The sequence below is a fragment of the uncultured Anaerovibrio sp. genome, from assembly GCF_947302755.1.
GTDB lineage: Bacteria > Bacillota > Negativicutes > Selenomonadales > Selenomonadaceae > Anaerovibrio.
Genome location: NZ_CAMYWM010000085.1, coordinates 1 through 10927 on the forward strand (window position 1 = coordinate 1; position 10927 = coordinate 10927).

Annotated in this window: 15 protein-coding genes, 6 tRNA genes and 1 pseudogene; 3 read left to right on the plus strand and 19 right to left on the minus strand. The window is 45.4% G+C overall.

Features of this window, described 5'->3' with window-relative positions:
* Positions 1 to 135: 135 nt before the first annotated feature.
* Together tsaB and tsaE are read right to left on the minus strand one after the other, a co-directional pair.
* Positions 136 to 855: a tRNA (adenosine(37)-N6)-threonylcarbamoyltransferase complex dimerization subunit type 1 TsaB gene (gene tsaB, locus Q0Y54_RS08730; RefSeq protein WP_297966406.1), complete on the minus strand. Its 720-nt coding sequence runs from the start codon at positions 853 to 855 to the stop codon at positions 136 to 138.
* Positions 843 to 1319 carry a tRNA (adenosine(37)-N6)-threonylcarbamoyltransferase complex ATPase subunit type 1 TsaE gene (tsaE, locus tag Q0Y54_RS08735; protein WP_297966408.1) on the minus strand — a complete coding sequence of 159 codons (477 nt, stop codon included), beginning with the start codon at positions 1317 to 1319 and terminating at the stop codon, positions 843 to 845. Before tsaE ends, tsaB begins: the two co-directional genes overlap by 13 nt.
* A gap of 243 nt (positions 1320 to 1562) precedes the next feature.
* Between tsaE and Q0Y54_RS08740 the strand changes: the two genes are divergently transcribed.
* Positions 1563 to 2111 carry an NADH peroxidase gene (locus tag Q0Y54_RS08740; protein ID WP_297966410.1) on the plus strand — a complete coding sequence of 183 codons (549 nt, stop codon included), beginning with the start codon at positions 1563 to 1565 and terminating at the stop codon, positions 2109 to 2111.
* A gap of 111 nt (positions 2112 to 2222) precedes the next feature.
* Here Q0Y54_RS08740 and recO read toward each other — a convergent pair whose 3' ends face one another.
* The 11 genes and pseudogenes from recO to Q0Y54_RS08795 all read right to left on the minus strand — a co-directional run bounded on the left by recO (position 2223) and on the right by Q0Y54_RS08795 (position 7750).
* Positions 2223 to 2960, minus strand: coding sequence for a DNA repair protein RecO (recO, locus tag Q0Y54_RS08745; protein ID WP_297966412.1), 738 nt, complete (start codon positions 2958 to 2960; stop codon positions 2223 to 2225).
* Complete coding sequence (gene era / locus Q0Y54_RS08750) at positions 2960 to 3853, minus strand: GTPase Era (RefSeq protein ID WP_297966438.1); 894 nt, start codon at positions 3851 to 3853, stop codon at positions 2960 to 2962. Before era ends, recO begins: the two co-directional genes overlap by 1 nt.
* Positions 3854 to 3967: 114 nt before the next feature.
* Positions 3968 to 4432, minus strand: a pseudogene (ybeY, locus tag Q0Y54_RS08755) (rRNA maturation RNase YbeY); the annotation flags it as partial.
* Positions 4433 to 4446: 14 nt separating this feature from the next.
* Positions 4447 to 5370: a PhoH family protein gene (locus tag Q0Y54_RS08760; RefSeq protein WP_080325453.1), complete on the minus strand. Its 924-nt coding sequence runs from the start codon at positions 5368 to 5370 to the stop codon at positions 4447 to 4449.
* Positions 5371 to 5506: 136 nt separating this feature from the next.
* Complete coding sequence (locus tag Q0Y54_RS08765) at positions 5507 to 5782, minus strand: type II toxin-antitoxin system YafQ family toxin (RefSeq protein WP_297966414.1); 276 nt, start codon at positions 5780 to 5782, stop codon at positions 5507 to 5509.
* Complete coding sequence (locus Q0Y54_RS08770) at positions 5779 to 6036, minus strand: hypothetical protein (protein ID WP_297966416.1); 258 nt, start codon at positions 6034 to 6036, stop codon at positions 5779 to 5781. The genes Q0Y54_RS08765 and Q0Y54_RS08770 overlap by 4 nt, the downstream gene beginning before the upstream one ends.
* Before the next feature lie 152 nt (positions 6037 to 6188).
* The gene (locus Q0Y54_RS08775) at positions 6189 to 6386 is read right to left on the minus strand and encodes a DUF3791 domain-containing protein (protein ID WP_297966418.1); all 198 of its coding nucleotides are present in this window, start codon (positions 6384 to 6386) and stop codon (positions 6189 to 6191) included.
* Positions 6383 to 6853, minus strand: a complete 471-nt coding sequence (locus Q0Y54_RS08780) for a DUF3990 domain-containing protein (protein ID WP_297966420.1) — start codon at positions 6851 to 6853, stop codon at positions 6383 to 6385. Before Q0Y54_RS08780 ends, Q0Y54_RS08775 begins: the two co-directional genes overlap by 4 nt.
* A complete protein-coding gene (locus tag Q0Y54_RS08785) occupies positions 6850 to 7089 on the minus strand; it encodes a DUF3791 domain-containing protein (RefSeq protein ID WP_297966423.1) in 240 nt (79 codons plus the stop codon). Before Q0Y54_RS08785 ends, Q0Y54_RS08780 begins: the two co-directional genes overlap by 4 nt.
* Positions 7090 to 7166: 77 nt before the next feature.
* Positions 7167 to 7472: a type II toxin-antitoxin system RelE/ParE family toxin gene (locus tag Q0Y54_RS08790; protein ID WP_297966426.1), complete on the minus strand. Its 306-nt coding sequence runs from the start codon at positions 7470 to 7472 to the stop codon at positions 7167 to 7169.
* Positions 7469 to 7750: a type II toxin-antitoxin system Phd/YefM family antitoxin gene (locus Q0Y54_RS08795; protein WP_297966429.1), complete on the minus strand. Its 282-nt coding sequence runs from the start codon at positions 7748 to 7750 to the stop codon at positions 7469 to 7471. The genes Q0Y54_RS08790 and Q0Y54_RS08795 overlap by 4 nt, the downstream gene beginning before the upstream one ends.
* Positions 7751 to 7937: 187 nt before the next feature.
* On the opposite strand from Q0Y54_RS08795, the gene Q0Y54_RS08800 reads away from it, so the two are divergent.
* A tRNA-Ser gene (locus Q0Y54_RS08800) sits at positions 7938 to 8026 on the plus strand.
* 5 nt (positions 8027 to 8031) lie between these two features.
* A tRNA-Ser gene (locus Q0Y54_RS08805) sits at positions 8032 to 8120 on the plus strand.
* A 75-nt stretch (positions 8121 to 8195) separates the two neighbouring features.
* Here the strand turns inward: Q0Y54_RS08805 and Q0Y54_RS08810 are convergent.
* The 6 genes from Q0Y54_RS08810 to Q0Y54_RS08835 form a co-directional block, all read right to left on the minus strand.
* On the minus strand, positions 8196 to 9047 hold the full coding sequence (locus Q0Y54_RS08810) for a transporter substrate-binding domain-containing protein (protein ID WP_297966432.1): 852 nt from the start codon (positions 9045 to 9047) through the stop codon (positions 8196 to 8198).
* Between the two features lie 85 nt (positions 9048 to 9132).
* The gene (locus tag Q0Y54_RS08815) at positions 9133 to 10278 is read right to left on the minus strand and encodes a metallophosphoesterase (RefSeq protein WP_297966435.1); all 1146 of its coding nucleotides are present in this window, start codon (positions 10276 to 10278) and stop codon (positions 9133 to 9135) included.
* Between the two features lie 163 nt (positions 10279 to 10441).
* Positions 10442 to 10527 (minus strand) — tRNA-Leu (locus tag Q0Y54_RS08820).
* A gap of 18 nt (positions 10528 to 10545) precedes the next feature.
* Positions 10546 to 10632: transfer RNA gene (locus Q0Y54_RS08825), tRNA-Leu, on the minus strand.
* 50 nt (positions 10633 to 10682) lie between these two features.
* Positions 10683 to 10771, minus strand: a tRNA-Leu gene (locus Q0Y54_RS08830).
* 16 nt (positions 10772 to 10787) lie between these two features.
* Positions 10788 to 10861, minus strand: a tRNA-Gly gene (locus Q0Y54_RS08835).
* Positions 10862 to 10927 lie beyond the last annotated feature (66 nt).

A 10927-nucleotide genomic window follows, 5' to 3' on the forward strand; every position in this document is an offset into this window, starting at 1 on the left:
GCTTTACTCCCACCTAAGAGGAGGGAGTCTTAGCACCCGTTAGCATCGGATAAAATGAGCTGGTCCCTTATGGAGGGAAGCACCCAATGGTACTGGGCGAAAACCGACCTCAGTGTCAGCTAGGTGACATATAGGTCATTGTGCCTCCTGCTTCAGCTTCTCCTGACGCTTTTCCCACAGCACCTCTGCCTCGGACTTTCTTATATAAATCGGCTCCATATCCATCACTGAGCCCACCTGACCTGCTGCCAGCTTCCTTAAACCCGCCATGGCAATATTAGCTGCTCTTGGCATCATGGTATGCTTCGGCGGAATAAGCAAATTGGCCGGCAGGGCTTCCAGCTTCGTCATTTTCTTGGCCACCATATCGCCCACAGCCACCACCGTACCTGACAGCCCGCCACAGACCTTGATGGCCTCCTCCAGGGATAATACCTCAATTGGCCGCACTTCATCAAAGTCAGTGCCATTCCACTGATAATGGGCCGTATAAACATTTCCCTTCTGGGCATCGATAAACCCGGCCACCCGTATTCCCGGAACAGGATAATGCCAGGCCAGTCCCTCCATGGTGGGAATGCCTATAATAGGAATGCTCAGGCCATAGGCTATAGCCTTGGCCGCCGCCAGACCTATGCGAAGGCCGGTAAAGGAGCCTGGGCCAATACTTACAGCCACCGCCTCCAAAGCCTCCTTCCCGGTTCCGGCCATATCAAGGACCTGCTCCACATGAGGAAGCAGGGTTTCCGAATGGGTCAGCTTGTTTTCCACAATCAATTCCGCCAGTAATCGTTTATTATCTGCCACAGCCACACTGGAAACCATGGTGGCAGTATCCATTGCTAAAATTGGCACAGCCCCTCAACCTCCCGTAAAAAATCGGTATATGCCTCACCATGTATATCAAAAATCAATCGCCGCTGGTTATCATCCCCCGCTATACGCTCAATAGTAAGCAGGACAAAATCGTCCGGCAGACAGTCCCCAAACTTATCCGCCCATTCAATCACCACTATACCATCAGGATCACCAACATAATCAAAAAAGCCAATATCCTCCAGCTCGTATTCCTGCTCCAGACGATAGAGGTCAAAATGATAAAGGGGCATTCTGCCCTCATAAACATTCATTAAATTAAAGGTGGGGCTGGTTACTTCCTCCTCTATGTCCAAGCCCTTGGCCAAATTCTGCACAAAAAGGGTCTTCCCTGCCCCCAGGTCACCATATAAGCATATCACCATACCACCAGAAAGGTGTCTGCCGATTTTGTCACCGATGGCCGCCGTGTCCATTGGCGATTTTGAAATTATTTCAAACATATTTTTCTCCTGGAATATTACTATTTTCTGTATAATTCATATTGATACTAACAAGCAATTTTATCACATTTACCCCATAACTACAAACGCCCCAGTGGCTGCACAAAAATCTTTTCTCCCTGCTGTCTGGCCTCAATTAGATTTTTTGTGCATATAATAAAAAATTTCTTTATTTTTTGAATTTTTTATATATAATTGTAAGTAAGAAATCCTTTGTGTGTATTATTTGTAAGGAGGTATTTTATGGCTAAATATGTATGCAGCGTATGCGGTTATGTTCATGAGGGGGATGCTCCACCAGATGAGTGCCCTATCTGCCATGTTGGTTCGGAAAAATTCAACAAGATGGACGAGAGCGGCCAGCAGCTGGCTGATGAACACAAGCTGGGTATAGCTCAGGGTGTTGACTCCGAGATTGTTGAAGGGTTAAAGCAGAACTTCAACGGCGAGTGCACCGAGGTTGGTATGTACTTGGCTATGAGCCGGGTAGCTGACCGTGAGGGCTATCCTGAGGTAGCCGAGGCCTTCAAGCGTTATGCTTGGGAGGAGGCTGAGCACGCAGCAAAATTTGCTGAGCTGTTAGGCGAGGTATTGACCGACAGCACTGAGAAAAATCTCAAAATGCGTGTAGATGCTGAATTTGGTGCTTGCGAGGGCAAAAAGAAGCTGGCTGTTCTTGCCAAGAAGCTGAATCTGGATGCTATCCATGACACTGTACATGAAATGTGCAAGGATGAGGCCCGTCACTGCAAAGGGTTTGAAGGTCTGTTAAAGAGACATTTCGGTAAATAATTAAAAGAAAAAAGGGATGGCCCAAATTTCACGATTTGGGTTCATCCCTCTTTTTTTTGCAAAAAAACAGCCTTCCCCTCTGGGGGAGGTGCCCGAAGGGCGGAGGAGGTATTACAGCTGCTGGATAAACTTCAAGGATTTCATGGGCTTGCCAAACATACTGTATAAATACCCTAACAGCAGGGCTTCCGCCTGGACCATAATACGTCCGTTCACCTTAAAGGCAGGCTTATCCAGCCAATTCAGCCTCAGCAGCTGGCCGATAAATACCTGCAGTGCCGCCGGATATTCCATAATATCCCTGTCCTCAGGCCGTACCATTTCAGGTGATATGGCACCACCCTCCTGAATAGAAAAATATGCGTCCCCCTCAATTTCCTGATTGCTCCTCACACATCTGTCATAGGACAGCTGCATACCGGAAAACTCCAAAATCTGAAAGGCCGCCGCCAGTGCCGCAATACGGGGATTGCGGCTGCCAAAGGCGTTGAACACCTCCAAAAGCTTATCGTACATATCCCCCTGGGGAAAGCCCTCCACTGCCAGATTGGTGGCCAGCTCCGCCACAAAGGCTCCATAGGCCATGGCCGAAAAATCCGTGCTCATGGTGCGGTTGGCATGCTTTAGAGAGGCCTGCCGGACCGTGTCCAGGCGATTGCCCTTGGTAAGCTGAATATCCACCTCATTGAACATTTGCAGGGCACCGGCCAAGGGACTTTTAGGCCGACGACAGCCAAAGGCCGTAGCCGTAATCTTTCCATGGTCACGGGATAACAGGGTAATAATTTTGTCTGCCTCACCCCAGTTTTTCACACCTAAAACCAGGGCATCCGTCTGATATTGTCCCATTATTCAAAACCAAATCCTTTAAGGATATTATCCCTGTTGCGCCAATCCTTCTTCACCTTGACCCAAAGGTCGAGGAATACCTTGCCCCCCAGGAGCATCTGCACATCCTGACGGGCCTGGGCCCCGATTTCCTTCAGCATGGCCCCCTTCTTGCCGATAATGATTCCCTTCTGGGAATCCCGCTCCACATAGATGGTGGCCCGCACATAGTTATCACCGTTATCCCGGGTCTTCATTTCGTCCACATCAACGGCTATGGAATGGGGTACCTCGTCACGGGTGAGATGCAGAACCTTTTCCCGCACCATTTCCGCAATAATCAATCGCTCCGGCTGGTCAGTCACCATATCCTCAGGATAATACTGGGGCCCCTTGGGCAGGTGCTTCTTTACCTCCTCCAGCAGCCCCTCCAGATTATTTTCTTCCAGGGCAGAAATTGGCACGATGGCGGCAAAATCGTACTTAGCATTGTAGCTGGTAATAATCGGCAGCAAGGCCTCCTTGTCCTCCAGCAAATCCACCTTATTAATAGCCAGTACAACCGGCTTCCTGGTGGACTTCAGCCGTTCCAGGATATAATGCTCCCCGGGGCCAAATTTCTCGTTGGCATCCACCACGAAAATAATGGCGTCAACCTCCTGCAAAGTACCTTCAGCAGCCTTTACCATGTATTCCCCCAGCTTATCAATAGGCTTATGAATACCAGGAGTATCCAAAAATACCAGCTGGGCATCTGGCTTGGTCAGCACACACATAATTCTGTTGCGGGTAGTCTGAGGCTTATCGGACATAATGGCGATTTTCTGGCCGATAAGGCTGTTTATCAGAGTGGACTTACCCACATTTGGACGGCCGATTACTGCCACAAAGCCGGATTTATAATCCTTTGGCAATTTCTTGGGCTCATTTTTAGGAATAGAGTTAATGTCAATTTCTACACCCTTGCCCTTTACAACATCAGGAGCCTGGGCCAATGGCAGCTGCATATCCTTATCATCACCGTCATCACGGCTGATACCCAGCTTCCCCATTACATAACGCTGCTCCTCCTCCATTTCCAGCCGCTCTTCCTCATCCATGTGGTCATAGCCCATGAGGTGCAGCATACCATGAACCGTCAGGAAGGACAGCTCTCTTTTTAAGCTGTGGCCATATTCCTTAGCCTGCTCCCGGGCCTTTTCCACGGAAATAATAATATCACCCAATATTTCCGTTTCCAGTCCCCCTTCAATCTCCGGTTCATCCTCCTGACTGTCAGCAAAGGCAAAGGACAGCACATCGGTAGGGCCATCAAGGCCCCGATATTTTTTATTCAGCTGATGAATATACTCATTGTTGGTCAAGGTAATGCTTACCTCGCCATTTTCCACTCCGTAAAGGGGGCCGGTTACCTAAGCTGCATGGCGTACAATTTCTTCTATTTCCGGCTCCAGCTTCAAAGCCTCAGGCTCACGGCTGATAATAACATCCATTGGCAAATCTCCTATTAATCTTCTTTACGGGAAGCCTCATAACGGTCATAGGCCTCCACTATTCTTGATACCACGTCATGTCTGATTACATCCATGGCTTCCATGCGTACTATTTCAATGCCCTTAACCTTTTCAAGGACCTTTGTTGCCTCTATTAATCCTGAGGTAACTCCCCTTGGTAAATCTATCTGCCCTGGGTCACCGGTTACCACCATCTTGGAACCAAAGCCAAGACGGGTCAAAAACATTTTCATCTGCTTGGCAGTGGTGTTCTGTGCCTCATCGAGAATAACATAGGCATTTTCCAGAGTGCGGCCACGCATATAGGCCAAGGGAGCAATTTCAATAACCCCTTTGGTCATCAGCTTCTGATATGTGTCCTGCCCCAATATATCCTGCAAGGCATCATAAAGGGGACGAAGATATGGATCAACCTTTTCCTGCAAATCTCCTGGCAAAAAGCCCAGCTTTTCTCCAGCCTCCACCGCTGGACGGGTAAGAATCAGCTTTTCCACCTCACGATTGCGAAGAGCGGCACAGGCCAAAACCACCGCCAGATATGTTTTGCCCGTTCCCGCAGGCCCCACACCAAAGGTGATGGAATTTCTTTTAATAGCATCCACATAAACACGCTGACCCAAAGTCTTAGGGCGTACATGACGGCCACGGGAGGTTACCAAAATGGTATCCCCAAATAAGCTGTGAAGGGCCTCCCCCTTGCCCCCCTTTACCAAACCTATACTATATCTTACCTCGTGCATGGTGATGGCATTGCCCTGTCTGTACAGGTACTGCAGCTCCCGCATAATTTTGGCCGCCGGTTCCACCTGGGAGGCTTCACCGCTGATTTCCAGCACCTCTCCCCGGCTAATGAACCGAGCGTCAAAATTCTCCATCAATACACGAACATATTCGTCTCTTTCTCCCAGCAAAGCCATGGCTTCGCTTCTATCGGCAAATTCAATAATTTCTTCTGCTATATTCTGCAAACAGACACCAGACCACCCTCCCGCAGCCCGGTGATTTCACCTCGCTTATAAAATGATAAATTAATAAATTTAATTGCTTTGTCCATCAGAACAAATCACTATGGGTTCCAGTTCTTGCCAGATACAGATATAAATATATATCATCTATCTCATACATCAATAACCAATCCGGTGTAATATGACACTCCCGGTACTTTGCCAGCTTACCACTTAATTGATGATCCTTATTTTCTGGCGGAAGCTCCTCTCCCTGAGCCAGCTTTTTGATAACATCCGTAATAAGGTCAATATTGTATCCACGCTTTTTTGCACGCTTCAAATCTCTTTTAAACTGGCTAGTAGGCTTTACTACATACTTCACGCCAACAAATCCTCCATCATCCTATCAACATCCGAATAGGATTTGCCAACAGACGGATTCTTTTTCATTTCCTCGACTTCCTTTATTGCTGCCAAAGTTGCCGCATTGGCGGTTTCGAACTGGATAACATCCTTCATATACCTTATTAAATTACCCTTAACGTTTTCATGGTTTTTAACAACAATACTTTTAAAGGCATCATAAGTCTCTCTATCTAACGTAAAAGAACAGGTAACGGTTTTAGAAACTGCCATATCCATTCTCCTTTCCAAGCTTTTTAATGTATCTTTTACTAAGTATACTAAGTTAGTCTCCATAGTGTCAATAAAAAGAAGCCATTGCAATGCAACGACTCCTCTAATCTATGGCAAATTTATAGTTCAACTGCAAATTTGACAATAATTATTTATTCCATCATTAACTCATCCACGAGATATTCATCACTCATACAGTGCATATCCGATATCCCCTCGCTCATAAGCTGATATACCTGGGAATGATAAAATATTGTCAAAGCATCCATCAACGAAATATTTTTTCTCTTTGCCAACAGAGCTACTATCCTCGAATATTTCATTTGCAACAACACAGGATCAGCGTTCATAACCGTTCACTCCCAATATACTTCAAATAATTCAGTGATTCCTCTGTCCGAAAACACACCTGCCAGTTTGGTTTTTCATACCTTAACCGCTTTAAGGCTTCCTTTTTATCTATCAGATTGTTAAAATACAGCTCAACGGTATTAAACACCTTATCATTCGCTACGCCGCCCATAACAATATCATAATCTGAATAATCTTTACCTGAACGACAATTCAAAATAAAATCTAGCCATGCCTCTGAATAAGACTCAAATTTCATTATTTTCAGCACAGTACCAGCTGTCTCATCAAATGCGTATTTTATAATGATTGCCTTGTCCCCACGCTTTTTAAATTTTCTTACCCAATTAACAGCCTGTTCATACAATGGAGTTGTATAGAATCCTCTTCCAAAATCAACATTAGGGCGTGAATGTAGTAAATCTGGGGCCACAACATCAACATTTGACCCGTGATAAAGAGTCATATCTGTACCCCCTTAATCTTCATTGTATCAAGAATATCATCAATAATATAATCCTTACCTTGAGTATGCAGAGCTTCATAACACGGAATAATGTAGCTGGTAAGTATATCACTTTTCTCAGCAAGGGCAGTATATACCACCGGAGCAGGGACCTTTAATCTACTTGCAAGATTTTCTATACAGAAAATTGCAAACTCAAGCTCCTTTTCATTTTTAATAATTTCCGTATCCGACATAATCTCACCTCATTGCCTAGGTATTAATTCTAATATAAAAAAGTATGAAAAATTGCAGCTTCCATTAATATTATCTATCAAAACAAGCTGCCATAATCACTGCGATCATCTATAACTAAGTCTATGTATACAACTTTTTTCTTTTTACTCACCCGATATACCAGCCATAAATGCGGCCAAAAGGGAATCAACCTATACATTAAAGGCAAATACCGCAAGCGATGGGAGCCCCGTTCCGGCAAGCCTTCCAAGGACGTCTTGGCAGCAGCAAAGGAATCTATAAATTTATTGCCTAATGCTTCGTCCTGCATGATGGTATACTCACTGGCTTTTTCCACTAATTGCTCTTGTGCTTTAGGCGAAACATCTACTCTATATCTCATTTCTTTGCCGCCCTTTTCACTGCCTGCCTCATAGCAGCTACCACTTCATCAGCAGAAAAATCTGCCACTCCATCACGCCGTGCTTCTTCAACCTCTAACAGTTCTTCCCGCAGAGCAAATGCCGCTTCCCGGCAATTATAGGTATCTATATCCATTACTACCAGGTCACCTTCACCATTTTTTGTTAAATAAACAGGGGAAGCCGATTCACGGCAAAGCTGTGCTATTTCATTATAATTTTGCCGTATCGCAGCAGATGGTTTTATTATAGTTGGCATAATCATCGCCCTCCACGTAGCACAATTTATATCTTATTTAACTATAATTATACTACCTTATCATGCTTACCATCAACAATGACTATTTCACAATTTGCTCATCAAATTTGCCTTTTTATTGAAAATAATACTGTCAAACCAAGCCTTGACAGTATTATTTACTATTTGGTATAATATTTCTTGCTATGGAGAGGTGTCCGAGTGGTTTAAGGAGCTGGTCTTGAAAACCAGTGATGCCTTACGGCACCGTGGGTTCGAATCCCACCCTCTCCGCCATATATGGAGTGGTACTCAAGAGGCTGAAGAGGACGGTTTGCTAAATCGTTAGGGTCGCAAGGCCGCGAGGGTTCGAACCCCTCCCACTCCGCCATGAATTAAAAATATCAGGGCACCGATTAATATCGGTGCCCTGTTTTTTATTTGTTACAAATATAGCTATATAAAATTATTTTTTAAGACCAACGTGAACTATTTTGTCCTGATAATATGGAGTAGTCATCTCCATATTCTGTGGTTTATCGATATCAGCCGGCACCTTTGAGTCTCCCTTCGGTACTGCTACCCAGAAAACCACATCCACTTTCTTTGAGGCCAAAGCGGATGCACGGGCAGCACTGTCTATCTGCACTATTTCCACATCCATATTTAGACGCTTGCCCATTTCCGCCAGCACTGCTGTATTGAAGCCTGCTGGTGTACCATCTGCCAAAACCAAATCCAAAGGAGGCAAATCACCTGTTACTGCAATCTTCAGCTTTTTACCATTATTAGTCGGCATTGTAACTGCAGGTGGTTCTTCCCCGTTTTTCAAATCAGTAATATAAGTTTTAACAAATTTATCAAGGGTACCATCCGCTTTCATCTCGCCAATTGCCTTATCCAGATCAGCCTTCAGTTGTTTATCTTCCGTGCGGACAGCACAACAAAAGGAATCCTCCAAATTCATACCTCGATGCTCTACTATAGCCAGCTTGTCATTTCGTCCCATCATGTACTGTGCCACACTATTGTAGAGGCTCACTTCCTTTACACTGCCGGATTCGAGCCCCATCAACATGGAGGTTAGCTTATCATAATAAGCATAATCATGGGCAAGGTTCACGTCTGTCTCTTCATCAATCTTCTTCATTACTTCGTTGATTCTTTCTTCACTGGCATTCAGATGAGTCAACGTACCAATCTTAATCTGAGTATCATGGGTTCCCGCCTGATTACCCTGCTGTCCTCCGCACCCAACAAGTACCGCACCTGCCATGATGCAGCCAAACAAAATAGCACCCAGTTTTTTCATGTTCATGATGCATCCCTCCTATGATGTTTCCAGTACGAACCTACCATATTCTCAATACGACGCCTAGGCATGAAAATCCTGCTTTTCCCTCTTACTTTTCTGTAAGCGTGAATACAGCAATTTCCGGTGGGCAGCCTAAACGGAAGGGAAACCAGCTGCCATTGCCGGAATGAACATAGCCCATGGTATCTCCCACCTGGTAAATGCCCCTGATATATTTAAAAATTGGTGGCACCAAGGGAATTCCCAAAAAGCCCAATTGTCCGCCGTGGGTATGCCCCGTAAGCACCAGATTAGCCTTATATTCCGCCGCTGAAGCTATAAAATCCGGATGATGGGCCAGCAATATCTTGACCGACTTTTCAGGAATGTCCTTCAAGGCCAATTCCGTATATTTTTCCTGCAAAAAGGAAAACTGATCCCGTTTTATCGGATAATCTACTCCGGCCATATAAATTGGCAAATCCCTGCCCCCAACCATATCAAAGGAATTAACCAGCTTCTTTATCCGGGTCCCCTCCAGAGCTATATCAATGGCCGGCAGCCCCCGCATATGTTCATGATTGCCCCAACAATAATAAATACCATATTTAAAGCTGTCCACATAGCTGTCCACCAGCCTGGCGGCCTTAAAATTAATCCGGTTATCATCAAATAAATCCCCGGTAATAACCAATGTATCGCACCCTAAATTACTGGCCTGGGCCAGAAGCTTATCCAGGTCCTCCAAGCCCATAAAAGGTCCCAAATGAATATCACTGAGCTGAGCAATGGAAAAGCCCTTTATATCATCGGGTATGTGGTCCACGGGAACATCAAAGCGTCTGACCACCGTTTTATTGCGTTCAATAAGACCGCCATAGGCCGATACAGCCAGGGCACCTGCGGGTAATAGTGCAGCCTTCTTTAAAAGCCTGCGCCGCTGGGAATCCTCAGGTATATCCAGCAGCTTCTTTTTAAAAAAGCGTAATATAACATGGGCCAAGGCCAACCAATCGTATATTATCTGGGCCATAAAGATTATTGTGGCAGTCTGCAGGATAACGCCCCCAATGACAGTACCATGGAGCTTGGTAAAGCCCAAAACCATTCCGGCTACCAGCAGCAAATCAATATATAGAATAAGTCTTTTCCCCTGGCTTAGGCTGCTATCAGGTAAAATCACCTCCAGAGCCTTCTGGGTAATAATCATAATAGCTGTAAGTACAACAAAAAGAATAGATAAAAAAAATAACATAGAGCCCCCACATAAAAGAAATTCAATAAAAGCACTGGTATTGTATCACACATTTATGGAAAAAACATAAAAAGAGCCGGCATCTTCTTGACGCTGGCTCCTGTTGGTTGAATATACGCAATAAAAAAACCGGGGCAATTTACCCGGCATCCTTTAAACTATATGGTGCGGTTGGTGGGACTTGAACCCACACGACTTGTGATCACTACCCCCTCAAAGTAGCGCGTCTGCCTATTCCGCCACAACCGCATATAAAAGCTAAATAAATGGTGCGGCCGAGTGGATTTGAACCACCACGGGGTCAACCCCCACTAGCGCCTGAAGCTAGCGCGTCTGCCGTTTCGCCACGGCCGCATAACAATAGCATTATAGCATATTATAAAATTGATTTCAAGTATTTTTTGTGGTGCCGAGGACCGGAATCGAACCGGTACGGTAGTTTCCTACCGCGGGATTTTAAGTCCCGTGCGTCTGCCAGTTCCGCCACCCCGGCAAAAATACTCTTTTAATGGAGCGGGTGATGGGAATCGAACCCACGTGACCAGCTTGGAAGGCTGGGGCTCTACCATTGAGCTACACCCGCGTAAGGATCAATGGAGCTGGCGAGAGGAATTGAACCCCCAACCTGCTGATTACAAGTCAGCTGCTC